Here is a 23,209-nt window from a genome sequence, read left to right as displayed (position 1 = left end):
AGTCTTTCATGAATATATTGATCTTAGGGTCAGGGGGTCGCGAGCATACCCTTGCCTGGAAGCTTTCACAAAGCAAGAAACTGACGAAATTGTTCGTTGCCCCGGGTAATGCCGGCACGCATTCGATCGCTACGAACATTGCCGTTTCAGTCGATGATTTCGAAGCCATTAAACGAACGGTAATCGCCCAATCCATCGACATGGTCGTCGTCGGACCCGAGAACCCCTTGGTCAATGGTATTCATGATTTCTTTTTGGCCGACTCCGAATTGGCCGGGGTAAAGGTCATCGGGCCTGCGAAACACGGTGCTACCTTGGAAGGGAGCAAGGAGTTCGCCAAAGAATTCATGCAACGACACGGCATTCCTACGGCAAAATACCAAAGCTTTACCGCCGAAAGCGTGGCCGAAGGACATGCGTATTTGGAACAAATGGATCCACCCTATGTGTTGAAGGCCGATGGTTTGGCCGCTGGTAAAGGGGTGTTGATCTTAGAGTCGATTGAAGAAGCCAAAAAGGCACTAACAGCGATGTTGGTAGATGCCAAATTCGGTGAAGCTAGCGCTACCGTGGTGATTGAAGAGTTCCTAACCGGAATCGAATTGAGCTGCTTTGTTTTGACCGATGGCAGTCAATACAAAGTCTTGCCAACGGCAAAGGATTATAAAAGGATCGGAGAGGGCGATACCGGTTTGAATACCGGCGGTATGGGCGCTATTTCTCCCGTACCCTTTGCTGACGATGCCTTTATGGAGAAAATCGAATCGACCATCGTTAAGCCGACTGTCGAAGGTCTTGCGAAAGACGGCATCCCCTATATCGGGTTTATCTTTATCGGACTGATCAATGTCGAGGGTACGCCTAAAGTCATTGAATATAATGTACGAATGGGCGATCCCGAAACGGAAGTGGTTATCCCACGATTAAAAAACGACCTGTTGGAGTTGCTTGAAGCAACCACCGAGGGGCAATTGGACCAGGTGCAATTGGAAGTGGACGAACGAACCGCTACGACGGTGATGGCCGTTTCCGGGGGGTATCCTGGCAGTTATGAAAAAGGCAAACCGATCAAAGGACTGGATTCGGTTGAAAACGCTACCGTTTTCCATGCAGGTACGCGTAAGGAGGGTGACGATGTAGTAACCAATGGAGGTAGGGTATTGGCCGTTACGGCATTCGGCGGACACTTTTCGGAAGCGCTAAAAACTTCCTACGGAAATATGGCCAAAATTGAATTCGACGGAATGTATTATCGTAAAGACCTAGGATTCGATCTATAGGTAAGAATGCGAGGAGATGCTTTTGTCCTCTTCGCCGTTGGCATCGAATACTTGCAGCTGCTTCATCCAGTATACCATGGCCACGAAGCCGATGACTACAAAAATCCAATTCACACTATTGGAGGCCCACCAGTTTTCCAAAAACCTGAAAAAATCATAAGGGGCGAATAGATAGTTGACGAATAAGTCTTCGATTCCGTAAAAAAAGCTGCTCATCTTATCAGTATATTTACCTTACAAAAATAGTAAAACCTGAAATGATATCAAGCTTTTTCAGCAAAACTAAACCGATCAATTACTTGGTTTTACTTGGTTTTTCGCTGTTGCTCTATGTCGTGGTCGTTTATCGACAATGGTCGCCCGACTGGACTTCGCCCTTAGTATTCTCAAAAACCATAGGCCTTCTCGCGTTTTTCGGACTTATTTGGGGGTCGGGATTCTTGGCCAATAAGATCAAACTTACAGGAACCAACTCCTTCGCGATGCTGTTTTTCGTGCTTTTCACCGCGGCTTTCAACGAGCTATTGCATTGGGACAGTTTGTTGATGGCCAATATGTTCGTCATGATATCGGCGAGCCGGGTGCTGCAATTGAAATTCGAAAAAGCGACCAACACTAAAATTTACGAGGCCGCACTATGGGTTTTGGTCGCCAGTATCTTTCACGAATGGGCCTTGCTTTTTATGGTTCCTTTACTGATCGGGATTTACGTATACTCGGCCAAAATGGCTCGCAACTGGACGATGCCTCTGGCAGCCATGGCGACCTTTTCATTATTGATGGCAGCGGTCGTATTGACGTTCAAGGATACGGCTACGATGTTGGAAGGGTATCGCTTTGAATGGCAGATCATCGCTTTTCAAGACTTCAAGACGGCATTTCAGTTGGCGATCGTCTTATATATCGTTCTTGGGTTGATTTCGATTTTCGTAGTGTTATCGAAATTGCGCTATCGCGGTATTGGAAGGATGGTCTCATTGCGGTTGCTGGCCGTGTATTATTTTTTGGGTCTTTGTTTGATGTGCTTCACCAAAGGGATGGAACATCACGCCATCTTGTATTCCTTTTTTCCGGCTTCGGTATTCTGTGCCAATTATGTAGAGACCATCGCCAAGAAGAAAGTGAAGGAAGGTCTTTTGGTGGCCTTGGTTGTTGCAACTTTAGGCATGATGGTCGTTTCACTTTGGCAATAATGTATCTTTGCACAAAAATACACCGAGATGTTCAGTGATCTTGCTTTTTCGATTTTTGAAGAGAGTATCAAAGCCTACCACGTCAAGGACGATGTTGACCAGGATTTTGAAAATCCGTATCCCAAAGACGCCATAGAGCATTTGCTCTATCGCAAGAATTGGATCGACACGGTGCAATGGCATTTCGAGGATATCATCCGGGATCCGGATATCGAACCCGTGGCGGCTTTGACGCTGAAACGGAGAATCGATGCCAGCAATCAAGACCGTACGGATTTGGTAGAGTATATCGATAGCTATTTCCTTCAAAAATACCTATCGGTACAAGTGTTGGATGGCGCGTCTATCAATACGGAGAGTCCGGCATGGGCCATTGACAGGCTATCCATATTGGCCTTGAAGATCTACCACATGAAAGAAGAGGTGGACCGTAGCGACGCCACTACGGAGCACCGGGCCAAATGCGCTGAAAAACTCCAGGTATTGCTTGAACAACGCAAAGATCTTTCAACGGCTATCGATCAGCTATTGGCCGATATCGAGGCCGGTAAAAAATACATGAAAGTGTACAAGCAGATGAAGATGTACAACGACGATGAGCTAAACCCGATCTTACGTGGTCAAAAAAGCTGATGGTAGGCACCTCTTAGTCATTCGCTTATCGGCGATGGGCGATGCGGCCATGCTGGTTCCGGTCCTATTGGAGCTGGTATCCGAACATCCTTCCTTACGGCTTACCGTTTTGACGAAAGCACATTTTGCCCCCATTTTTGAGAAGGTACCCCGAACCTCCGTTGCCGTGGCCGATGTCAAGAAAAGGCACAAAGGGGTATTGGGGCTGTTCCAATTGTTCCGTGAGCTGCGAAAACTCCAAATAGACCAAGTGGCGGATTGTCATAATGTGCTACGTTCTAAGATTTTGGGATTTTTTTTTCGGCTTACCGGGGTTGAGGTTGCCCAAATCGATAAAGGAAGGGCCCAAAAGAAAGTACTGACGCAATGGTGGCCCAAAACCATCCATCCACTAAAAACGACGCACCAACGGTATGCCGACGTTTTCCGAAAGTTGAATGTTGCCCTAGAGGCTGTATCACACCATTTCTTGACGCGAATCGACCCAGTCGAATCCAAGAAGGAGACGAAGCACATCGGCATCGCCCCCTTTGCCGCCCATAAGGGCAAAATGTACCCCTTAAGGATGATGGAGCAGGTCATCGCAGGGCTTGCAGCGGACTATCGTATTTCGCTTTTCGGTGGGGGACCAAAAGAAACCGAACTATTGGAAAGGCTTTGCTCCAAATTCGGCCCAAATGTGGTCAATCAGGCAGGTAAAATGGGATTTGGACAAGAACTCGATTTGATTTCAGGCCTGGATCTGATGGTTTCGATGGACAGTGGGAACGGTCATTTGGCCGCCAATTACGGAATTCCGGTAATTACCATTTGGGGGGTGACCCATCCGTATGCGGGTTTTGCACCCTATGGCCAGCCCGAAGCGAACGCTTTGTTGGCCGACCGGGATTCTTTTCCGCTATTGCCGACTTCGGTGTATGGGAACAAGTGGCCCGAGGGCTATGAAAGGGCTATTGAGACGGTCGCTCCTGAACAGGTTCTGAAGCGGATCACGGAAGTTCTGGAATCCGTATCCTAGACCATTTCTTTTTGTGAAATCGTGTGGAAATAATACCGTAATTGTTGCAAGTACTGCAAGCTGAGCAGACGTTTGTTGCCTTCGACCATCATGGTTCGGATGCCGAAATAGGAAGATATGATGTAATTGGCAGAGGCTTCGCAATCAACGTTCTTGTTGAGGTAGCCGTCCAACTTTCCTTTTTTCAAGATCGAAACCAAGTTGATTTCCCAAATTTTCAAGATGTCCAATAGGTACTTATTGATCTTCGGATTGCGGTTGTTGAATTCCGTGATGAAGTTCGAAAGCATAAATCCGTAGTCGGCATTGTTTTCGGTTACCCGTTCCAATTCGGTAGCCAGCATGTCGACGATCAGTGGAAACGGGCTTTGTTTGTAAGCTACCGGTTCGATCAGCATACGAAGCGTACGTTGAAGGATCAGGTTTTGTGTAATACTGATGAAAAAATCTTCTTTGGATTGAAAATGCTCGAAGAAAGCCGCTTCGGTAATCGAAAGGTTCTCGATGATCATTTCGGTACTGGTGTTATGATAGCCATTCTTATAGAATAGCTCCAGACCTTTCGCACGCATCAGGTGCAGCATTTTGCTGTTCGGTAGGTTTGCGTCCATTTGATTTGGGTTTTATGGACATCTTCACAATGTCGATGACAAAGTTCCAACTTAAGAAGCGTAAGAGAAATCTTATAAGACAAACCGCAACAAAATTCGGTAGACGGCAAAATCAACCCCTGAAATCGATCCTTTTGATCAGCTCTTAAAATGTTCGTCGGAGAATTTTGCCGTTTACCGATAGATCAGGCCACGGTGCCTTGGCAACTACTACCTGCACCGGCGGTACACCCATAGCAGTGTTGCGAGATGATAATGTTGCGATTGGCCAAGAGGTCTTCATTATAATCTTTGATGTGCTTTACCTTGCTGGCGACCTTAAGGTCTAACATCTGATTGAAATCACAATCGTACAACCATCCGTCCCAGCTCACCGAAATGGTGTTGGTACACATCACATTGGCTACTGCTGCTGGATTGTAGGCATCGACCAGTGCGTACATATAGTCTTCATAGTTTTCCGAGGCGATGAGGTAATCCAAAAATCGTGATATCGGCAAGTTGGTAATGGCGAATAAATTGTGGAACTGGATGCCGAAATCCTCATCCAAGGCTTTTTTGAAATCGTGTTCCAAGGCGGCTTGATCTCCCGGCAGATAGGCGCCTGAAGGATTGTATACCAAATCGAGGCGCAAATCGCTGCCGGGCATGCCGTACCCTACCGCGTTCAATTCTTGAAGTGCCTTGATCGATTTATCAAAAACCCCATCACCGCGTTGTTTGTCGGTTTTGCCTCGGGTATAGTGGGGCATTGACGAAACGACATGGACGTTGTGCTTTTTAAAGAACTCGGGTAGATCATAATACTTTTTATTGGCGCGTATGATGGTCAGGTTCGAACGCACGATAAAATCTTTAATACCTGCCTTAGAGGCTTCTTCTACGAACCATCTAAAATCAGGGTTCATTTCAGGAGCCCCTCCTGTGAGATCCAAAGTATGTGCCCCGGTATTCCGGATGACTTCCAAACACTGCTGCATGGTCTCGCGTGTCATGATCTCTTTACGATCAGGGCCGGCATCGACATGACAATGTTCACAGACCTGGTTGCACATATAGCCGACATTGATCTGTAAGATCTCCAATTTTTGGGGTTTCAGGGGGAAATGGCCGATTTCGGCGATCTTGTCTTTGAAATACGGCAGTTCGCCCTCTGCGAAAAGGCCACCATCCAAAATTTCGAGTTGCCTGTTGACCGAAGCCAGTTCATTATCACGGGCCTTCAACGATTTTTTAGAGGCCTTCTTGATTTCCTTTAAAATACTTTGTGACATGCTTACATCGATAGTTTGTTATACTTGTTCATCATCTGGACCCCGTGCACCAAGGTAGCGCCGCTTTCGATTGCCGCTCCGGCATGAACGGCCTCCATCATCTCTTCTTTGGTGATACCACGTTGCAGACCGTCTTTGGTATAGGCGTCTATGCAATACGGGCATTTGACCACATGGGCGACCGCTAGGGCGATCAATGATTTTTCACGGGCGCTGAGTGCCCCTTCTTCGAATACTTTACCGTAGTAATCGAAAAACTTGGTTCCGAGCTCTTCGCTCCATTCAGTGATTTTACCGAATTTTCGTAAATCCGCTGGATCGTAATAGGAATTGGCCATTATCGTTGACTTTTGAATTAAGGGAATGTTCCGGCTCATGGGTCATGGCCGAAAATAACGGGTTACTTAGGAATCAGTCCCTTTTCGGGGAACCCTTGTTACAGGGAATTTGGACAAATACCGGGGTATATGGTGCAAATACGACCTGGAAAGACGCCGGTAGTAGCATTACGAAATCCAAGAGCAAACGAACCAGACGATCACCCAAGGTATAGCTGTTTTTCAGAAGGGCGCGGAATGATGCATTCGAATCGATATCCCTAAGCCGATCCAATTCCAGACACGATATACCGGCATCGGCAAGCAATTGCTTGGTAAAATCCGCCATGGAAGCCTTTTGCCACGGAAGCCCTATCAAGGCATTAAGATCGAACCAGCCCTTTCGAATTCCCAGTAGGTAAAAACCCCCATCTGCCGAAGGGCCCACAACGGCCTGGTTCGAACGTATGGCATGGGCGGCATGCTTCAAGGCCTTTTGGCCCAACCCGGGGGTATCGTTGCCAACGCAAATGACCCCTTCGTAGCCTTTTGCAAAAACGCTTCGTACGGCATGGGTAAAACGTTCGCCGAACGATCGACCGATTTGTTCCTTCTCGGTAAAGTGGAAATGGGGCAAGCCTGAACGCCTAACCTCCTTAAGGGTATGTTCGGTCAGGATTTCGAAAAGATTGGGGCTATGCGCTATCTTTTTATGGCGCGCTTCGACCAAGCCCGAATGGGCAAAAATCAATACCGCGATGCCATGGTCGTTCATAAAACGGTCTTAGACAGAAGTAAACTTACGATAAATGCGCGCAAAATAGGTCGCGATGCCCGTGATGCGCTTACGGTGTATTTCAATTTTAACATTTGACAAGAGTGGCCATGGCATGGGCATGTTCTAATTTTGTGGGGATGGATATCGAAAATGCAAGATCGATCGGTTTGGTGCTGTCAGGAGGGGGCGTTCGGGGTATGGCGCACATCGGACTCCTGCAGGCCATGGAGGAACACGGTATTTTCGCCGATCGGATCGCAGGGGCCAGCATCGGTGCCTTGGTAGGCGCCTTGTATGCCAACGGCAATTCAATCGACAACATGCTGCGATTTTTCAAGGAAACCCCGCTTTTCCAATACAATTTTTTTGCCATCGGCAAACCCGGCATCATTGATACCGAACGCTATTTCAAGTTGTTCAAAGGGTATTTTCCGCATGATCGTTTCGAAGATTTGGACAAACGACTGTCGGTGGTAGCCACCAATTTGATGTTGGGTGAAGAAACCGTTTTCGAAAGCGGTCGTTTGATCATGCCACTGTTGGCCTCGGCCGCTTTGACCCCTGTGTTCAGTCCGGTAGATATCGAGGGTACTTTATACGCCGATGGAGGGATCATGAACAACTTTCCAAAAGAATACGTAGACGGTACTTCAGACTTCATCATTGGCAGCAATGTCTCCATTGCTGGCGTATTGCAGAAAAAGGATTTGGGAAATTCGTTGCAACTCGCCGGGCGCATTACCGGTCTGATGATCTATGCTTCAAGCCATCCGAAATTGACCTCATGTGATCTATGGATCGAACCCTTGGAATTGGAAAAGATCGGCGTGCTGGATAAAAAGGGAATCGACAAGGCTTTCACCATTGGGTACGACCATGCCAGTCGCGCTATTGAAAAAGCCCTTGCCAAGGAATGATCCAGGGTAGCCCGGCCACCCAAACCAAAAAGAATACGGCCATCGCTTTCGGGTAGTCGCGCGCATTCCTAATGGCAGGCAGGGCAACGATTAGGAGCCACACCCCTTTATAGAGCACTTGAAAGACCAACACCGGCACCATGGCGTCGGGGTAAAAAAGCCCAACGAAAGAAAGGATGAAAATAGCCGTCCATAGTGCCCCGACCAAGCGAATTACTTGTGAAGGGGCAACGGTATTCGAAAAAACGGTTTGCACGGCCTTGTTCGGTGAAAACAGGCAACTGAGACCCACCCAGCCGGCTACCAGACAATTGGCGAGATACGCAAGTTGTAACATCACCATCGCTTACACGTCGTCGTAGTCGATTTTCAACTTTGGGGTCAGGGCATGGGCCTGGCAGGTCAAGATCAACCCTTCCGCAACTTCGCCATCGGTCAGGATTTGGTTTTTGACCATTTCGGCCTTTCCTTCGACCACACGTGCGATACAGCTACTGCATACCCCTCCCTGACAGGAATATGGGGCATCGATACCTTCTTTGAGAATGGCATCCAGAACCAGGGTTTTTTGATCCATGGTCAAGGAGAATTCGGCGTCATCGACCACCACTTCGACGGCGGTCTGTCCGTCAAGCGTCGGTGCCATTGCATCTTCATCGCTTGAACTTGTAAAGAGTTCGAATCGGATGCGATCGTCGGCCACCCCGTTTTTCTTGAGGGTCTCTGAGACGGCATCGATCATGGCTTCAGGGCCACACAAAAAGAAACGGTCGAAAGCGATATCCTTGAATTTGTTCTTGACTACGAGGTTCACGGTCGAAGGTTCGATACGCCCGAAAAGGGCATTTTCTTCGGCCGACCTACTGAACAACCAGATGATTGAAAACCGCGCTCCATAAACTTCCTGAAGGGCCAAGAGCTCTTGGCGATACATGCTTTCTTCGACCGTTTGGTTGCCGAATACCAAAACGAACGAACTAGCGTCATCATCGCGTAAAACGCTTTCTGCAATACTGATGATCGGGGTAATCCCGCTTCCTGCGGCAAAGGCGGCGAGATGTTGGGGTCCCTTCCCACCTTCGAAAACGAAGCGGCCTTCCGGGGGCATGACCTCCAAGACATCCCCTTCCTTGATCGATTCGTTCGCGTAGACCGAAAAGGTGCCGTTGGCGACCTTTTTGATCCCCACGGTCAACTTGCCCGATGCGGGCGAAGACGATATCGAATAGGCGCGACGTACTTCGACCCCGCCGAGTTCTTTTTTAATAGTGATATATTGTCCGGCATCAAACCGGAATGTCTCCGATAGGTGCGCAGGCACTTCAAAGGTCAAGGCCACCGAATTCGGGGTCAAGCGATCGACCGAAACGACACGAAGGGTATGAAAATCTTTCATTCAGCGAATTTTGCCTGCAAAGCTATGCAAAGCTTAATGAAGGGCGAATAATTTAAAATAGAAATGATTGATGTAACAATTCGCTTAATTTAGACACTAACCTAAAAAATTGTACCAACCTATGTTCAAACGATTCATCGATCTACAGTGGAAAGCCTTCTTTCGATCCGCCGCTGTAGGAAAAAGTCTGGCGGTAAAGATCATTATGGGCTTTTTCGGTCTGTATATGCTTGCCGCGCTAATCATGTCAGGGGTAGGCCTGTATTTCATCCTTCGAAAATTGGTTCCTGACCAGGGGCCGATGTGGGTGCTGAGCCAATACCTGATCTATTGGGTATTGATCGAAATGTTTTTGCGGTATTTCATGCAAAAACTACCGGTGATGGACATCAAACCCTTGTTGATCGTACCCATTAAGAAAAGCGCCATTGCCCACTACATCTTGGGCAGGTCTTCCGTCTCGATCTACAACCTCTTGGCCCTGTTCTTTTTTATCCCGTTTGGCGTTGTACTGATCGCCCATGACTATCCGGTCTTGAACGTGGTGCTGTGGTTGGTCGCGATTTTTGGTATCGTATTGTGTTTGAATTACGTCAATTTCATCATCAACAAAAGCGATAAGGCCTTAGCGGTCATCGCCGGACTGATCGTGGTTTTTTACGCCCTTGATTACTTTGGCATAGTGCCGATCAAAGCCATTTTCGGCCCGATTTTCCATGGGCTGTATGCATACCCTGCCACGGTATTGGTGCCCATTGCGCTGGCCTTTTTGACCTATCGCATCAACTTCGCCTTTTTGAAGAACAAGATTTCTTTGGAAGGGGTCCTTAAAGGAAAAAAGAAAGCGGTGAATACTTCCGAAATGGCGTGGACGAACCGTTTCGGTGACCTCGGGTCGTTCTTGCGTTTGGACTTGAAAATGATCTGGCGGAACAAACGGACGAAATCACAGGTTTGGATTTCGCTCTTATTCGTCTTTTACGGGCTCATCTTTTATACCCAAGACATTTATGCCGATATGAAGGTCATGCATTGTTTTCTTGGCATCTTTATGACCGGGATTTTCTTGAGCAACTTTGGGCAGTTCATTCCGGCCTGGGACAGCAGTTATTACAGCATGATGATGGCACAGAACATTCCGATGCGCAAGTATTTGGAGTCAAAGGCCTTGCTGATCAAAGTGAGCATCGTCGTGATGTTCTTCTTGACCATTCCCTACGTGTACTTCGGCACCGATGTATTGTTGATCAACCTGGTTTGTGCCATTTATAATTTTGGGGTGAACATCCCTGTAATTCTGTATTTCGGGTCCTTTAATAAAAAGCGCATCGAATTGGACCAAAGTCCGTTCGGCAACATGCAAGGCACCAGCGCGACCCAATTCTTGATCATGCTTCCGGTCTTGGGTGCGCCGATCATCTTGTTCGCGATCCTGTTCTTTTTGGTCTCTTTTGAAGCGGCTTTGATCGCTTTGGCGGTTTGCGGGATCATCGGCTTGTTGTTCAACAATCGCCTTATGGATGCCATCACTCGACAATACCGAAGTAAAAAATACCGGATGATAGCCGGATTTAAAGAAAAAAACAGCTAAAACACACCTTATGATAACCGTTCAGAACCTTACTAAGAAATACGGCGCCAATACGGTGCTCAATATAGAATCATTGGAAATCCCTACCGGACAAAGTTTCGGATTGGTGGGCAACAACGGCGCAGGCAAGACCACGCTTTTTAGTTTGCTCCTTGACTTGATACAACCGACTACGGGGCATGTCATCAACAATGGGGAACAAGTGAACAAAAGTGAAGCATGGAAACCCTCAACATCGGCCTTTATCGACGAGTCTTTTTTGATCGGCTACCTCACCCCTGAAGAGTACTTTTATTTCATTGGGGAACTTCGGGGCCGTAACAAAGCCGATGTCGATGCCTTGTTGTCGCAATTCGAGGATTTCTTCCACGGCGAGATACTGGGACAGAAAAAATACTTGCGCGACCTTTCGAAAGGAAACCAGAAGAAAGCGGGCATCGTAGCCAGCTTCATAGGAAGTCCTGAAGTTGTCGTGCTCGACGAACCCTTCGCCAATCTTGACCCGACCACCCAAATACGCCTCAAAGCCATCATCAAGGAGCTTGCCGCTAAGGAAGAGGTAACCGTGCTGGTATCGAGTCATGACCTGATGCACGTCACTGAAGTTTGCGAACGTATTGTGGTCTTGAACAAAGGGGAAGTGGTCAAAGACATCCAGACGTCGACCGAGACCCTGAAAGAACTGGAAACCTTCTTTGCAGGCTAACGAAATTTCGAAGCGTTTTTATTAGATATCCGGCGTATTTCGGCCCCTGTTGGATGCGTTTATCCGCGGACTTGGTTTTTTGGCCGGTCAAGATTTAGCATTTTGTCGATGAGCCCTATAATAATCCGGCCTTTTTTAAGTTATGCTTAGATAGGAAAGATTACTGTCTTGAAGCTTCATTTTCGAAATTTTTACGCTGCCGGTGCCTTGTTGTTGCTGGTAATGGGTTGTTCTACCAAAAAGGATGCCTTCCTCAATCGGAATTGGCATGCGCTGAACACCAAATACAACGTGTTGTACAATGGCAACCTGGCCTTTGAACAGGGTCGCGAAGAACTCAATGCTTCCTATCGTGACGATTTTTGGGAAATCCTACCCGTTGAACGCCTTGAAGTCTCCGATCAGATCAAACTCGATTCGGAAGATAACAACCCCAATTTTGAAAGGGCCGAAGAAAAGGCTACGAAGGCCATACAGAAACACAGTATGGACATCAAGGACGAGGAGCGCAACCCCCAGACCGACGAGGCGTTCTTGTTATTGGGTAAAGCGCGCTATTTCGATGAGCGTTACATCCCCGCCTTGGAATCGTTCAACTACATCTTGCGCAAGTATACCGAAAGTGACAAACTGAATGAGGCGACCATTTGGCGTGAAAAGACCAACATGCGCCTTGACAATCCGGAGCTGGCGATTAAGAACCTCAAGCGCCTGTTCAAATTCGAAACCTTGAAGAAGCAGGAGTACGCCGATGCCAATGCTGTTTTGGCGCAGTGTTACCTCAACCTGAAGGCTGCGGATACCGCGATACAAAAATTGAAGATCGCCCAAGCATATACCAAGAAGAATGATGAACGGGGTAGGTACCTTTACATCATCGGACAATTGTATGACCGACTGGGTTTTAAAGACAGCGCGAACTATGCCTATGATAAAGTCATCGCCCTAAATAGAAAATCACCCCGGGTGTATATGATCAATGCCCATTTGCAAAAGATCAAGAATACCCAACTGACCCCCGAAAACGAAGAATTCATCACTGAATATTTGGCCGATCTTGAAGAAGACCGGGAGAACCGCCCTTTTCTCGATAAGATCTATCATCAAATCGCCAATTTCAATCTCGCCTTGGAGAAAGACAGTTTGGCTTTGGTCTATTACAACAAATCGCTGCGGGCGACCCAGCAAGACCGAAAGTTGAATGCCGAAAACTACGAGACCTTGGCTGAATACCATTTCAACGAAAATACCTACAAGACCGCTGGGGCTTATTACGATAGTACCTTGACCAACCTCAAAGAGAACACCAAACGTTTTCGCCGCATCAAAAAGAAATTCGACAACCTCGAAGATGTAATTGCCTATGAGGACATCGTATTGTATGCCGATAGTGTCATTACGGTCTATGAAATGCCTGAATCGGAACGCATCGCTTATTTTGAAGCGTTTATCGAGCGTTTGAAAGAAGCCGAGGCCGCGGCCAATGCCGAAAAGGAACGAAAGGCCAGTGCCGGGTTCGCCGCATTTGCCGAAACCGCGGGGGGCAAACAAAACCAGGGTAAGTTCTACTTTTATAACATCACCAGTCTCGGCTATGGTAAGACCGATTTCAAAACCCGATGGGGCGACCGTACTTTGGAAGACGATTGGCGATGGAGCAACAAGACCAGGGCCTTGCCATCAGAAGCTACGGGCACCGATGTCGTGGCCGACGGCAACACTACGGATCAGGCTTCGGTTGATGAAAAATATGATGTGGCCTACTACCTAGATCGGATTCCGACCGACATAGGGGTCATTGATAGTTTAAAAGGCGAGCGAAATTTTGCCAACTATCAATTGGGCTTGATCTACAAAGAGAAGTTTAAGGAAAACCTGTTGGCTGCCGGTAAATTGGAGCGCGTACTGAATAACCAACCAGAAAAAAGGTTGATCCTGCCTTCAAAATACAACCTCTTCAAGATCTATGAGGAAACGGGGAGTCCGTTGGCCGAAACCATGAAGCAAAATATCATCAAGGAGCATCCTAATTCACGATATGCCGAGATCCTTTTGAATCCGGAAGCGGTTCTGGCTGCGAATTCCGATAGTCCGGATCAACGCTACGTAGCCTTGTTCAAACAGTTCGAAGACCAAAAGTTCTTGACCGTGATTACCCGCTCGCAAGAACTGATCAACCGTTTCACGGGCGACCCGATCGTACCGAAGTTCGAACTGCTGAAAGCCAACGCCATTGGTAGGTTGCAAGGTTTCGAGGCGTTTAAGGAGGCCTTGAATTATGTGGCCTTGACCTACCCGAACAACCCCGAAGGTAAAATGGCCGAACGCATCATTTCGGAACAGTTGCCGAAATTGGAGAAAAAGGCGTTCTCACCCGAAACGGGATCCAAGGGTACCGCCAATTGGAAGGTCGTCTTCCCCTTTAAGGTGAAGGATAACGAAAAGGCATTGGAGCTTAAGAAACGGCTTGAAGAATCGATCGTCGACCTGAAGTATAAAAACACCGTTTCAAAGGACATCTACGACCTCGAAGATCAGTTCGTAGTCGTACATGGATTCAAATCGAAGGATTTCGCGCTCGGCTATGCTGAACTCCTAAAAAACAATAGGGATTACCGCATCAAGGATGAGAATTTCGTAGTTTTGTCTTCTAACTACCAAATCATCCTCGTTCATAAGAATATAGAAGATTACAAAGCACAAATGTTAACCCCAAAACCGTGAACACAATGTTTTCAGACAACAAAAAACCTAGACCTATGGAGAACTTCGGCGGACAGCCCAATCGAATTGAAAAGAACACCATCATCAAAGGGAACATCACCTCAGAGGCTGATTTTAGGATTGATGGAAAACTGGAAGGAAACGTAAAGACCTCAGGTAAGGTCGTTATTGGAAAAGGCGGCCTGATCAAAGGGAAGGTCGAATGCGTAAACGCTGATATCGAAGGCAATTTCAATGGTGAACTGTTCGTGTCCGAATTGTTGTCCTTGAAGAGTTCTGCCCAGATCGAAGGCACCGTGAACGTCGCGAAATTAGCGGTAGAACCAGGGGCCACCTTCAATGCAGCATGTAGTATGGGCAAAAACGCCAGCAGTGCGCCGACCCATAAGTTGCAGCCGACAAAATCGAATGAACCAGCAAAAGTCTCCTAAAAAGAACAACTTTCGCAACGCGGCCATGTTGTCGGGTATCGCCTTTGAAATGGGGGCGATCATCTTTTTGGCCGTGAAAGGGGGCAACTGGTTGGATACCCATTATCAAACCGAAAAACGGATTTTTACCGTTGTGGCCACACTTCTCGGTGTGGCTATTTCCATTTGGGTCGTTTTACAACAGCTGAAACGCATCAAATATTGAAGCCCATTCGTCATAGCCCGTTCCGTTTTCTTATGCTCCTGGCCATTGCCCTTGGGGCGGTCTTTGCGATCCATGTGTTCGTACTTCGTAGTTTGGGGCATCCGATGTTCGATCATCTGATCGTTCGGTCGTATGGGGTCAACTTTATGCTCGCTGTGGTCATCTATGCGGTGTTGTATCGGTTTCGCCTCAAGCTCAAAAACCAGATCGGCTTTTTGTTCATGGCCGGCAGTTTCTTGAAATTCGCCCTCTTCTTTTTGATATTCTATCCTGTTTACAAAGCCGATGGAGTGATGCAACGGAGCGAGTTCGCGGCCTTTTTCATCCCCTATGCGGTGAGCCTCGTTCTAGAGACTTATTTTACATCCAAAATGCTCCAGGATTTGGAGAATTCGGAAGACTGAGTATCAGCTCAAAAACCGCTGAAAATAAACGGCTAAAGCTTTTTTCTTTTTGCAAGAAAGAGTTACATTTGCACCGATTTTTAGAGACCGTTATTTTGAGCATAATGCAAAAAGCGAAATTGAAGGGAATTCTCCTAGGACTTGTACTAATTTTAGGACAATTCACCTTTGCATCGGAAAAGAGTGGGGAAGCCGAAGGAGACGGCAAAGACCTCAAGACCGAAATCAAGGAGTACATTGCCCACCACCTTCAAGATTCACATGATTTTTCATTGTTTTCCTACACCAAGGACAATGGCGAACATCATTACGTCGGCTTTCCGTTACCGGTAATTTTGTGGGACGATGGATTGAAAGTGTTCTCCTCCTCTAAATTCCACCACGGCGAGACCTTGGCCGAGGTTGATGGCAACCACTACAAGCTGTACCACAGCAAGATTTATAAGACCGATGCCCAAGGCACGATCACCTACGACGAAGACCACCACGCGACCAACGTCAAACCGTTGGATTTTTCGATTACCAAGAACGTGGTCATGATCATCGTCACCGGCTTGTTGATGTTGTGGTTGTTTACGAGCTTGGCCAGATCATATGCCAAGAACAATGGTATTCCGACCGGTGCTGGCAGGTTCTTTGAGCCGATCGTACTGTACATCCGTGATGACATCGCTAGACCCAATATCGGCGAGAAGCGTTACGGCAAATACATGCCCTTCTTGCTGACCATTTTCTTTTTCATTTGGTTCTTGAACATCTTCGGGCTGACCCCGCTGGGCATCAATGTCACGGGTAACATCGCCATTACGGTTTCTTTGGCCTTGATGACTTTCGTGATCACCAATGTCACCGGAACCAAAGACTATTGGATGCACCAATTCGACCCGCTTGGCAATTCGTTGCCTTGGTACGGAAAGATATTTTTATACATCATTTTGGTCCCCATCGAGTTGTTGGGCTTGATCATCAAACCGTTTTCGCTCTTGATCCGTCTGTATGCGAACATGCAGGCCGGGCATATCGTATTGATGAGCCTGATCGGATTGATGTTCATATTTAAGAGTTGGCTGGGAAGCCCCTTGTCTTTCGGTCTGGCATTCGCCATTTCATTGATCGAAGTATTGGTGGCTTTGTTGCAGGCCTATATTTTCACCATGTTGAGCGCCTTGTATTTCGGCTTCGCGTCTGAAGAGCATGAACATGATCATGAGGTGGAAGCGGCACATTAGGAAAAGTAAACGTTGAATATTTAATTTTTAAACTAGATAGATATGGAAATTCCAATTATGGTAGGTGCAGGTTTGGTTGTCATCGGGGTTGGACTTGGTATCGGTAGGATCGGTGGTTCTGCCATGGAGGCCATTGCCCGTCAGCCAGAAGCTTACGGAAAGATTCAAACAGCGATGTTGATTGCAGCGGCGTTGATTGAAGGTATTGGTTTTGCTGCGTTGTTCGCGGTATAATCATTCCATCTAAGGCAAAAGGCTGCAACGGTTGGTTGCAGCCCTTGCCTTGTTTAAAAAGGGATTACACAAAATTTTAGATTATGGAAAAGTTGTTGGATGAGTTTTCACTAGGATTGTTTTTTTGGCAGACCTTATTGTTCGGGCTGTTGCTTTTCTTGCTTTGGAAATTCGCATGGAAACCGATTTTGAAAGCGGTAAACGACCGTGAAGAAGGGATCAAGAACGCCTTGGATGCGGCCGAAGATGCCAAAAAGGAAATGCAGAACGTTACCGCCGACAGCGAGCGTTTGTTGAAAGAAGCCCGTGCCGAGCGTGAAAGCATGATGAAGGAAGCCCGTGAAATCAAAGAGAAGATGATTTCAGACGCCAAAGAGCAAGCTCAGGTCGAAGGCGATAAAATGTTGAAACAAGCCCAAGCTGCTATCGAAAGCGAAAAGAAAGCGGCCGTTGCCGATATCAAAGCGCAGGTCGCGAACCTGTCGGTAGATATCGCTGAAAAAGTGATCAAAGAAGAATTGTCCGATAAAAAGAAGCAACTGAAGTTGGTCGAAGGAATGTTGGGCGACATCAAATTGAACTAAACGATGAACGAGAGTAGGGCCGCCATACGATACGCCAAAGCGACATTGGATTTCGCAGTTTCCAAGAAAGCTGCCGACAAGGTCGAAAAAGACATGCGCGACATCGCTGCCGTTTTGAAAGAACATACCGAACTCAGCCAGGTATTGGCAAGTCCGGTCGTTAAAGGGTCGGTAAAAAAAGCAACCCTTTTGGAGGTCTTCAAGGGCAGTCACGATATTACCCAAGGTTTGATCGGCACTTTGACAGATAACAAACGTATCGAGTTGTTGCACGAGGTCGCCTTGAAGTACATTATCCAGTACGAAAAAATGAAAGGGGAAGAAGTGGCTTTTGTCACTTCGGCCGTTCCCTTGACGCCAGCTCTTGAAAAGAAAATTTTGGCCCAGGTCACTAAACTGACCGGCAACAAGGTCACCATTGAGAACAAGGTCGATGAAAGCATCATCGGCGGTTTCGTCCTTCGTGTGGGTGATTTACAATACGATGCCAGTGTGGCAAACAAATTAAACGGATTAAAACGAGAATTTACAAATAGTCTATAACCATGGCAGGAGTAAAAGCAGCTGAGGTATCAGCAATACTAAAACAACAATTATCAGGTTTTGAAGCCTCCGCTTCTTTGGATGAAGTGGGTACCGTTCTACAGGTTGGTGACGGTATTGCTAGAATATATGGCCTTTCAAATGCACAGTACGGGGAGTTGGTCGAATTCGAAACCGGAATGCAAGGAATCGTATTGAACCTTGAAGAAGACAATGTCGGTGTGGTATTGTTGGGCCCTTCGAAAGAAATCAAAGAAGGCGCTACCGTAAAGCGAACGCAGCGTATCGCCTCGATCAATGTAGGTGAAGGTATCGTGGGTCGTGTCGTTGACACTTTGGGAACTCCCATTGATGGGAAGGGACCGATTGCGGGAGACACCTACGAAATGCCATTGGAACGTAAGGCCCCAGGGGTAATTTACCGTCAGCCGGTAAATGAGCCCTTGCAAACCGGGGTTAAGGCAATCGATGCCATGATTCCTGTGGGTCGTGGTCAGCGTGAGTTGGTTATCGGTGACCGTCAAACCGGTAAAACCACCGTTTGTATCGATACCATCTTGAACCAAAAAGAATTCTATGATGCCGGTGAGCCTGTTTACTGTATTTATGTAGCGGTTGGCCAAAAAGCATCGACCGTTGCGGCCATTGCCAAGACCTTGGAAGACAAAGGGGCACTTGCCTATACCACTATCGTTGCGGCCAATGCCTCGGATCCTGCCCCTATGCAGGTTTACGCACCCTTCGCCGGAGCGGCGATCGGGGAGTATTTTAGGGATACCGGTCGACCAGCATTGATCATCTATGATGACCTTTCAAAGCAGGCGGTCGCCTATCGTGAAGTATCCTTGCTACTAAGAAGGCCACCAGGACGTGAAGCCTATCCTGGTGACGTTTTCTATTTGCACTCACGCCTTTTGGAGCGTGCGGCCAAGGTCATCGCCGATGATGCCGTAGCAAAAGAAATGAACGACCTTCCCGATAGCTTGAAAGATAAAGTAAAAGGAGGCGGTTCTTTGACTGCATTGCCGATTATCGAAACCCAAGCAGGTGACGTTTCGGCCTATATTCCAACTAACGTGATCTCGATTACCGATGGTCAGATTTTCTTGGAGCAAGACTTGTTCAACCAAGGGGTACGACCTGCGATCAACGTGGGTATTTCGGTTTCCCGAGTCGGGGGGTCGGCCCAGATCAAATCGATGAAGAAAGTAGCAGGTACCTTGAAACTGGATCAAGCCCAGTTCCGTGAACTGGAAGCCTTTGCAAAGTTCGGTTCCGATCTTGATGCTGCTACCTTGAACGTTATCGAGAAAGGACGACGCAATGTAGAGATCCTTAAACAAGCCCAGAACGATCCGTTTACCGTTGAAGATCAGGTAGCGATCATTTTCGCGGGGTCGAAAAACCTATTACGTGACGTACCGGTGAACAAAGTTAAGGAGTTCGAGCGCGATTTCATCGAGTTTTTGAACGCCAAACACCGTGATGTTTTGGACACTTTGAAAGCCGGTAAATTGACCGACGAGGTAACCGATACCTTAACTTCGGTCTGCAAGGATCTAGCAGGGAAGTACCAAGCGTAAACCGTTTCATTAGGGGCTGATAGCGGTTCCCTGTGCGACCATAACAGTAGGCAGTAGTACCGACCCCGGTCGGCAGAAGAAATAGTAGTATGGCTAACTTAAAGGAAATACGGAATAGGATTTCATCGGTCAAATCGACCATGCAGATCACCAGCGCCATGAAAATGGTATCGGCGGCCAAGCTGAAAAAGGCCCAAGACGCCATTACCGCCATGCGCCCCTATGCCGATAAATTGACTGAACTTTTGCAGAACCTGAGCGCTAGTTTAGACGGTGATGCAGGAAGCAAGTATGCTGATAATCGGGAGGTCAACAAAGTGCTCGTAGTGGCGATTACCTCTAACAGGGGGTTGTGCGGTGCTTTCAATTCGAATATCTTGAAGCAATGTGCCACCTTGGTCGATACCTATGAAGGAAAACAGGTCGATTTCGTTGCCATTGGTAAAAAAGGGAACGACCAATTGATCAAACAGCACCATGTGTTGGCAAACCACAGTGGGGTGTTCGATGAGCTGACCTTTGATAACGTGGCCGTCATCGCCGAAGATTTGATGCAACGGTTCACCGAAGGGGAATATGATAGGATCGAATTGGTATACAACAAATTCAAAAATGCGGCCACCCAAATCGTGATGACCGAGCAATTCTTGCCGATCGTTCCGGTTGAAGGGGATGCTTCCGGAGCGGCCGATTATATCTTCGAACCTTCAAAGCCTGAAATCGTCGAGCAATTGATCCCAAAGTCTTTAAAGACCCAATTGTTCAAAGGGATCCGCGATTCGTTTGCCAGTGAGCACGGGGCGCGTATGACCGCGATGCACAAAGCGACCGATAACGCTTCAGAACTGAAAGATCAGTTGACCTTGACCTATAACAAGGCACGTCAGGCGGCGATCACCAACGAAATCCTTGAAATCGTTGGAGGGGCCGAGGCGCTGAACAACTAAAATAGGTTCGAGCCAAATAGCTTAAAGCCCCTGTTTTCAGGGGCTTTTTTGTTTTTCACCCTTTCTTTGGGGAAAAGGATGTAACATTTTCGAAAGCGTGCATCAAAAGGGAAAAACAAATAAAAATGAAACAGCTAAAAAGAACGACAACGATCCTATTCGCCGCTTTATCTTTACTATCGTTAAGCGCACAAGAGTATCCATTTGAAGTATCCGTAACCGGAGAAGGAAATCCGATCCTGTTATTTCCGGGGTTCACCTGTACCGAAGAAGTCTGGGCCACTACGGTAGCCGAACTCTCGAAGAATCACGAATGCCATACCTTTACCTTTGCAGGCTTCGGCAATGTACCGGCTATCGAAACCCCATGGTTTCCGCAAATCAAGGAAGGCGTGGCACGCTATATCGAAGACAACGGTTTGAACGGTGCTACGGCCATTGGGCACAGCTTAGGGGGCACCTTGGCGCTATGGTTGGCCAGTGAAGGTCATGGGAATCTTAAAAAACTGATTATTGTTGACGGCCTGCCTGCTACTGGGGCCTTGATAATTCCCAACTACAACAGCGAGCATATGGTCTATGACAATCCGTACAACCAACAGCTGCTACAGCTTTCCGATGCCGATTTTTCGGCAATGGCCAAACAATTCGCTACGGGCATGACCTTAAATGAAGCACAACGACCCAAAATCCAAGAATGGATCGAGAAAGCAGATCGGAAAACATATGTATACGGGTATACCGATCTGCTCAAGGTCGATTTGAGGGGCGATCTTGCCAATATCGGGGCTGAAATCCTAGTCTTGGGGGCGGCCCATCCTTATGGGAAGGAAATGGCCACGGCCACATATACGAAACAATTTGAACAAGCTGTAGCCTACGATCTCAGGATTGCAGAAGGATCGGCCCATTTCATCATGTACGACGCTCCCGATTGGATGCTCGAACAGATCAACGGCTTTTTGGAATAATACCGATGAAGACCAACTTCGAAACCATCTATGGGGAACACCGCGAGGCCATTTATCGGGTCTGTCTCGGTTATGTCAAAGGCAACGCGGCTCTGGCAGAAGACTTGACCCAAGAAGTGTTTCTAAAGGTACTGACCCATCTTGATGGATTTAGGAACGAAGCGAAGATCACGACCTGGTTGTATCGTATAGCGGTCAATACCTGTTTGATGGAATTGCGAAAATCGAAATACGTCTCCTTGCCCGAACAGCTGTTGGAAGATGTGGAAACACCTTCAGATCCACAACGGCAAGAAGACCGCTATAAAAAACTCCATCGTTGTATCGATCGACTGAAGAAAGACGAGAAAACCATGATATTATTGGATCTCGAAGACGTACCCCAAAAGGAAATCGCGGCCATTATGGGAACGACCCATGAGGCCGTCAGGGTACGCATCCATAGAATAAAGAAAACCTTAACCCATTGTGTACACCATGGAAAATTATGAAGAAATAAAGGCAAGCTGGAGAAAGGAATCCGGTGCGCCTACGAACACGGCGAACGATATCGTACAAATCCAACAAAAGCTATCGCAAATCAAACGGGGCCAAAAAATAGGAAATTGGGTCATGACCATCACTGTTCTGGTGCTTTTGGGGTATCTCATGTATGCGCTACGGTTCGGGAAGACCCTATTGAACTTTGGCCTCATATTGATGGCCTCCGTTCTGGTCATCAGGATCATCATCGAGGTCATGGATAAAAGACGCCTAGCGACATTGGACCCCACTGTCAACGCACAAACGTTTGCGTCGGCTTTATTGGGGTACTATGAACGTCGCAAAAGGTTACATACGATCATTACCCCGATCCTATACCTATTGTATTGTGTGGGATTCGTGTTATTGCTACCGACCTTCAAAGCGGTATTTTCGACCGGTTTTTTCCTGTATTTGGTCTGTTCAGGGGCACTATCGCTGATTGTATTGGCGGTCATCATCTACAGGCAGACACAGCGCGAACTGTTTGAATTAAAGTCCCTTCGATAATCGTGGCACTAAATTTGGTTTCATATCTTTATGACACTTAAATTGGAATCTATGAAACTCTTTACGTTTGCCATGATCGTTATCGCTTTTTCACTATCCAGTTGTTCTTCCCAAAAAAAACTGGTCGACAATCCTCCGTTCGAGTTGGGTGAAGCCAGCTGCCAGTCTTGGAAGGGAGGCCGTGCCGAAACAGGTTCGGGAATGTTGCTCGAGATTCCGGTCATGGGTGATAACCTCGATAATCTCAAAATGCAGGAAGCCTATTTTCGTGGTAAGGTCGCACCGGTCACTTTCGCTTCGAAGGATGGGGCCTGGATGGCCAAAGCCAACTTCATGGACGTAAGCGAGGAAAAGGCCGACATGGTCATGCACTCCGATGGCAACAAGGAAGTCGGCAACCAGCCGCCCAAGTTAAAAGGGAAATTCCCCTTCGAATTGGAACCCACCGAATGCGTGGTCAGCTATTTGGATGGTGGAAAACTGGTCTATGTCAAAATCGATGGGATCAAAGAAAAGAAACCCTTGATTTACCAATAAGTACGATACCGCATTTTGTGCGAACTGCCTTATTGGTTACTTTTATACGATGCGGCCCCGAAGCTAAACTT

The 23,209-nt window shown here is 47.3% G+C and carries 28 protein-coding genes; 21 read left to right on the top strand and 7 right to left on the bottom strand.

Annotation, left to right across the window (positions count from 1 at the left end; all coding sequences use genetic code 11):
• Positions 1 to 8: 8 nt before the first annotated feature.
• Positions 9 to 1,280 carry a phosphoribosylamine--glycine ligase gene (gene purD / locus ABV409_RS04170; RefSeq protein WP_353876289.1) on the top strand — a complete coding sequence of 424 codons (1,272 nt, stop codon included), beginning with the start codon at positions 9 to 11 and terminating at the stop codon, positions 1,278 to 1,280.
• On the opposite strand, the gene ABV409_RS04165 is transcribed toward purD, so the two are convergent.
• Positions 1,275 to 1,496, bottom strand: a complete 222-nt coding sequence (locus ABV409_RS04165) for a DUF6341 family protein (RefSeq protein ID WP_353876288.1) — start codon at positions 1,494 to 1,496, stop codon at positions 1,275 to 1,277. The two genes, purD and ABV409_RS04165, sit on opposite strands and share 6 nt — an antisense overlap.
• Positions 1,497 to 1,537: 41 nt before the next feature.
• Between ABV409_RS04165 and ABV409_RS04160 the strand changes: the two genes are divergently transcribed.
• From ABV409_RS04160 to ABV409_RS04150, 3 genes are read left to right on the top strand one after another with little or no spacing between them, the layout of a single operon-like run.
• The gene (locus ABV409_RS04160) at positions 1,538 to 2,473 is read left to right on the top strand and encodes a DUF6427 family protein (protein ID WP_353876287.1); all 936 of its coding nucleotides are present in this window, start codon (positions 1,538 to 1,540) and stop codon (positions 2,471 to 2,473) included.
• Positions 2,474 to 2,500: 27 nt separating this feature from the next.
• Positions 2,501 to 3,106, top strand: coding sequence for a DUF4254 domain-containing protein (locus ABV409_RS04155; RefSeq protein ID WP_353876286.1), 606 nt, complete (start codon positions 2,501 to 2,503; stop codon positions 3,104 to 3,106).
• Positions 3,090 to 4,124, top strand: coding sequence for a glycosyltransferase family 9 protein (locus ABV409_RS04150; RefSeq protein ID WP_353876285.1), 1,035 nt, complete (start codon positions 3,090 to 3,092; stop codon positions 4,122 to 4,124). Before ABV409_RS04155 ends, ABV409_RS04150 begins: the two co-directional genes overlap by 17 nt.
• Here the strand turns inward: ABV409_RS04150 and ABV409_RS04145 are convergent.
• From ABV409_RS04145 to ABV409_RS04130, 4 genes are all read right to left on the bottom strand, one after another.
• Complete coding sequence (locus tag ABV409_RS04145) at positions 4,121 to 4,735, bottom strand: TetR/AcrR family transcriptional regulator (protein ID WP_353876284.1); 615 nt, start codon at positions 4,733 to 4,735, stop codon at positions 4,121 to 4,123. The two genes, ABV409_RS04150 and ABV409_RS04145, sit on opposite strands and share 4 nt — an antisense overlap.
• 185 nt (positions 4,736 to 4,920) lie before the next feature.
• Positions 4,921 to 6,009 carry an arsenosugar biosynthesis radical SAM (seleno)protein ArsS gene (gene arsS, locus ABV409_RS04140; protein WP_353876283.1) on the bottom strand — a complete coding sequence of 363 codons (1,089 nt, stop codon included), beginning with the start codon at positions 6,007 to 6,009 and terminating at the stop codon, positions 4,921 to 4,923.
• A 2-nt stretch (positions 6,010 to 6,011) separates the two neighbouring features.
• Entirely contained in the window at positions 6,012 to 6,347 is a 336-nt protein-coding gene (locus tag ABV409_RS04135; protein ID WP_158776344.1) for an arsenosugar biosynthesis-associated peroxidase-like protein, read from the bottom strand.
• Between the two features lie 73 nt (positions 6,348 to 6,420).
• Positions 6,421 to 7,101, bottom strand: a complete 681-nt coding sequence (locus ABV409_RS04130; protein ID WP_353876282.1) for a TIGR04282 family arsenosugar biosynthesis glycosyltransferase — start codon at positions 7,099 to 7,101, stop codon at positions 6,421 to 6,423.
• Positions 7,102 to 7,241: 140 nt separating this feature from the next.
• On the opposite strand from ABV409_RS04130, the gene ABV409_RS04125 reads away from it, so the two are divergent.
• Positions 7,242 to 8,021: a patatin-like phospholipase family protein gene (locus ABV409_RS04125; RefSeq protein ID WP_353876281.1), complete on the top strand. Its 780-nt coding sequence runs from the start codon at positions 7,242 to 7,244 to the stop codon at positions 8,019 to 8,021.
• Here ABV409_RS04125 and ABV409_RS04120 read toward each other — a convergent pair.
• Both ABV409_RS04120 and ABV409_RS04115 read right to left on the bottom strand, forming a co-directional pair.
• A complete protein-coding gene (locus ABV409_RS04120; RefSeq protein ID WP_353876280.1) occupies positions 7,993 to 8,358 on the bottom strand; it encodes a hypothetical protein in 366 nt (121 codons plus the stop codon). The genes ABV409_RS04125 and ABV409_RS04120 overlap by 29 nt on opposite strands.
• A 9-nt stretch (positions 8,359 to 8,367) precedes the next feature.
• Positions 8,368 to 9,417: a 2Fe-2S iron-sulfur cluster-binding protein gene (locus ABV409_RS04115; protein WP_353876279.1), complete on the bottom strand. Its 1,050-nt coding sequence runs from the start codon at positions 9,415 to 9,417 to the stop codon at positions 8,368 to 8,370.
• Between the two features lie 121 nt (positions 9,418 to 9,538).
• Here ABV409_RS04115 and ABV409_RS04110 point away from each other — a divergent pair, with 121 nt between their 5' ends.
• The 16 genes from ABV409_RS04110 (at position 9,539) to ABV409_RS04035 (ending at position 23,138) form a co-directional block, all read left to right on the top strand.
• A complete protein-coding gene (locus ABV409_RS04110; protein WP_353876278.1) occupies positions 9,539 to 11,008 on the top strand; it encodes a DUF5687 family protein in 1,470 nt (489 codons plus the stop codon).
• Between the two features lie 10 nt (positions 11,009 to 11,018).
• Positions 11,019 to 11,714 (top strand): ABC transporter ATP-binding protein, encoded by a 696-nt coding sequence (locus ABV409_RS04105; RefSeq protein ID WP_353876277.1) that lies wholly within the window; start codon positions 11,019 to 11,021, stop codon positions 11,712 to 11,714.
• Positions 11,715 to 11,882: 168 nt separating this feature from the next.
• A complete protein-coding gene (porW, locus tag ABV409_RS04100; RefSeq protein WP_425589991.1) occupies positions 11,883 to 14,438 on the top strand; it encodes a type IX secretion system periplasmic lipoprotein PorW/SprE in 2,556 nt (851 codons plus the stop codon).
• A gap of 5 nt (positions 14,439 to 14,443) precedes the next feature.
• Positions 14,444 to 14,869: a bactofilin family protein gene (locus ABV409_RS04095; RefSeq protein WP_353876276.1), complete on the top strand. Its 426-nt coding sequence runs from the start codon at positions 14,444 to 14,446 to the stop codon at positions 14,867 to 14,869.
• Positions 14,847 to 15,074 (top strand): AtpZ/AtpI family protein, encoded by a 228-nt coding sequence (locus ABV409_RS04090; protein ID WP_353876275.1) that lies wholly within the window; start codon positions 14,847 to 14,849, stop codon positions 15,072 to 15,074. Before ABV409_RS04095 ends, ABV409_RS04090 begins: the two co-directional genes overlap by 23 nt.
• A gap of 32 nt (positions 15,075 to 15,106) precedes the next feature.
• A complete protein-coding gene (locus ABV409_RS04085) occupies positions 15,107 to 15,478 on the top strand; it encodes a DUF6168 family protein (protein ID WP_353876274.1) in 372 nt (123 codons plus the stop codon).
• Positions 15,479 to 15,582: 104 nt separating this feature from the next.
• Complete coding sequence (gene atpB, locus ABV409_RS04080) at positions 15,583 to 16,707, top strand: F0F1 ATP synthase subunit A (protein WP_353876273.1); 1,125 nt, start codon at positions 15,583 to 15,585, stop codon at positions 16,705 to 16,707.
• A 42-nt stretch (positions 16,708 to 16,749) separates the two neighbouring features.
• Positions 16,750 to 16,941, top strand: coding sequence for an ATP synthase F0 subunit C (atpE, locus tag ABV409_RS04075; protein ID WP_299533765.1), 192 nt, complete (start codon positions 16,750 to 16,752; stop codon positions 16,939 to 16,941).
• Between the two features lie 83 nt (positions 16,942 to 17,024).
• Positions 17,025 to 17,525 carry a F0F1 ATP synthase subunit B gene (locus tag ABV409_RS04070; RefSeq protein WP_353876272.1) on the top strand — a complete coding sequence of 167 codons (501 nt, stop codon included), beginning with the start codon at positions 17,025 to 17,027 and terminating at the stop codon, positions 17,523 to 17,525.
• 3 nt (positions 17,526 to 17,528) lie between these two features.
• Complete coding sequence (atpH, locus tag ABV409_RS04065) at positions 17,529 to 18,068, top strand: ATP synthase F1 subunit delta (protein WP_353876271.1); 540 nt, start codon at positions 17,529 to 17,531, stop codon at positions 18,066 to 18,068.
• 2 nt (positions 18,069 to 18,070) lie between these two features.
• Positions 18,071 to 19,651 carry a F0F1 ATP synthase subunit alpha gene (gene atpA, locus ABV409_RS04060; protein WP_353876270.1) on the top strand — a complete coding sequence of 527 codons (1,581 nt, stop codon included), beginning with the start codon at positions 18,071 to 18,073 and terminating at the stop codon, positions 19,649 to 19,651.
• Between the two features lie 89 nt (positions 19,652 to 19,740).
• A complete protein-coding gene (atpG, locus tag ABV409_RS04055) occupies positions 19,741 to 20,598 on the top strand; it encodes an ATP synthase F1 subunit gamma (protein WP_353876269.1) in 858 nt (285 codons plus the stop codon).
• Between the two features lie 125 nt (positions 20,599 to 20,723).
• A complete protein-coding gene (locus ABV409_RS04050) occupies positions 20,724 to 21,569 on the top strand; it encodes an alpha/beta fold hydrolase (RefSeq protein WP_353876268.1) in 846 nt (281 codons plus the stop codon).
• A 5-nt stretch (positions 21,570 to 21,574) separates the two neighbouring features.
• Complete coding sequence (locus ABV409_RS04045; protein ID WP_353876267.1) at positions 21,575 to 22,060, top strand: RNA polymerase sigma factor; 486 nt, start codon at positions 21,575 to 21,577, stop codon at positions 22,058 to 22,060.
• Positions 22,047 to 22,601 carry a hypothetical protein gene (locus ABV409_RS04040; protein ID WP_353876266.1) on the top strand — a complete coding sequence of 185 codons (555 nt, stop codon included), beginning with the start codon at positions 22,047 to 22,049 and terminating at the stop codon, positions 22,599 to 22,601. The genes ABV409_RS04045 and ABV409_RS04040 overlap by 14 nt, the downstream gene beginning before the upstream one ends.
• Positions 22,602 to 22,652: 51 nt before the next feature.
• On the top strand, positions 22,653 to 23,138 hold the full coding sequence (locus ABV409_RS04035) for a hypothetical protein (RefSeq protein WP_353876265.1): 486 nt from the start codon (positions 22,653 to 22,655) through the stop codon (positions 23,136 to 23,138).
• Positions 23,139 to 23,209: the final 71 nt, after the last annotated feature.

The sequence above is a fragment of the Flagellimonas algarum genome, from assembly GCF_040513375.1.
Lineage (GTDB): Bacteria > Bacteroidota > Bacteroidia > Flavobacteriales > Flavobacteriaceae > Flagellimonas_B > Flagellimonas_B algarum.
The sequence above is the reverse complement of the archived record's forward strand: the minus strand, read 5'-3'. Positions and strand labels throughout refer to the sequence as shown.

Coding starts and splice junctions, on each gene's coding strand:
- ABV409_RS04105 (WP_353876277.1), top strand. CDS start 11,019: ATGATAACCGTTCAGAACCTTACTAAGAAATACGGCGCCAATACGGTG.
- ABV409_RS04035 (WP_353876265.1), top strand. CDS start 22,653: ATGAAACTCTTTACGTTTGCCATGATCGTTATCGCTTTTTCACTATCC.
- ABV409_RS04085 (WP_353876274.1), top strand. CDS start 15,107: ATGCTCCTGGCCATTGCCCTTGGGGCGGTCTTTGCGATCCATGTGTTC.
- atpH (WP_353876271.1), top strand. CDS start 17,529: ATGAACGAGAGTAGGGCCGCCATACGATACGCCAAAGCGACATTGGAT.
- atpA (WP_353876270.1), top strand. CDS start 18,071: ATGGCAGGAGTAAAAGCAGCTGAGGTATCAGCAATACTAAAACAACAA.
- ABV409_RS04165 (WP_353876288.1), bottom strand. CDS start 1,496: ATGAGCAGCTTTTTTTACGGAATCGAAGACTTATTCGTCAACTATCTA.
- ABV409_RS04045 (WP_353876267.1), top strand. CDS start 21,575: ATGAAGACCAACTTCGAAACCATCTATGGGGAACACCGCGAGGCCATT.
- ABV409_RS04135 (WP_158776344.1), bottom strand. CDS start 6,347: ATGGCCAATTCCTATTACGATCCAGCGGATTTACGAAAATTCGGTAAA.
- ABV409_RS04070 (WP_353876272.1), top strand. CDS start 17,025: ATGGAAAAGTTGTTGGATGAGTTTTCACTAGGATTGTTTTTTTGGCAG.
- ABV409_RS04120 (WP_353876280.1), bottom strand. CDS start 8,358: ATGTTACAACTTGCGTATCTCGCCAATTGTCTGGTAGCCGGCTGGGTG.
- atpG (WP_353876269.1), top strand. CDS start 19,741: ATGGCTAACTTAAAGGAAATACGGAATAGGATTTCATCGGTCAAATCG.
- ABV409_RS04115 (WP_353876279.1), bottom strand. CDS start 9,417: ATGAAAGATTTTCATACCCTTCGTGTCGTTTCGGTCGATCGCTTGACC.
- ABV409_RS04130 (WP_353876282.1), bottom strand. CDS start 7,101: ATGAACGACCATGGCATCGCGGTATTGATTTTTGCCCATTCGGGCTTG.
- ABV409_RS04160 (WP_353876287.1), top strand. CDS start 1,538: ATGATATCAAGCTTTTTCAGCAAAACTAAACCGATCAATTACTTGGTT.
- atpE (WP_299533765.1), top strand. CDS start 16,750: ATGGAAATTCCAATTATGGTAGGTGCAGGTTTGGTTGTCATCGGGGTT.
- ABV409_RS04110 (WP_353876278.1), top strand. CDS start 9,539: ATGTTCAAACGATTCATCGATCTACAGTGGAAAGCCTTCTTTCGATCC.
- ABV409_RS04125 (WP_353876281.1), top strand. CDS start 7,242: ATGGATATCGAAAATGCAAGATCGATCGGTTTGGTGCTGTCAGGAGGG.
- ABV409_RS04145 (WP_353876284.1), bottom strand. CDS start 4,735: ATGGACGCAAACCTACCGAACAGCAAAATGCTGCACCTGATGCGTGCG.
- ABV409_RS04155 (WP_353876286.1), top strand. CDS start 2,501: ATGTTCAGTGATCTTGCTTTTTCGATTTTTGAAGAGAGTATCAAAGCC.
- arsS (WP_353876283.1), bottom strand. CDS start 6,009: ATGTCACAAAGTATTTTAAAGGAAATCAAGAAGGCCTCTAAAAAATCG.
- ABV409_RS04050 (WP_353876268.1), top strand. CDS start 20,724: ATGAAACAGCTAAAAAGAACGACAACGATCCTATTCGCCGCTTTATCT.
- ABV409_RS04040 (WP_353876266.1), top strand. CDS start 22,047: ATGGAAAATTATGAAGAAATAAAGGCAAGCTGGAGAAAGGAATCCGGT.
- ABV409_RS04095 (WP_353876276.1), top strand. CDS start 14,444: ATGTTTTCAGACAACAAAAAACCTAGACCTATGGAGAACTTCGGCGGA.
- purD (WP_353876289.1), top strand. CDS start 9: ATGAATATATTGATCTTAGGGTCAGGGGGTCGCGAGCATACCCTTGCC.
- ABV409_RS04090 (WP_353876275.1), top strand. CDS start 14,847: ATGAACCAGCAAAAGTCTCCTAAAAAGAACAACTTTCGCAACGCGGCC.
- atpB (WP_353876273.1), top strand. CDS start 15,583: ATGCAAAAAGCGAAATTGAAGGGAATTCTCCTAGGACTTGTACTAATT.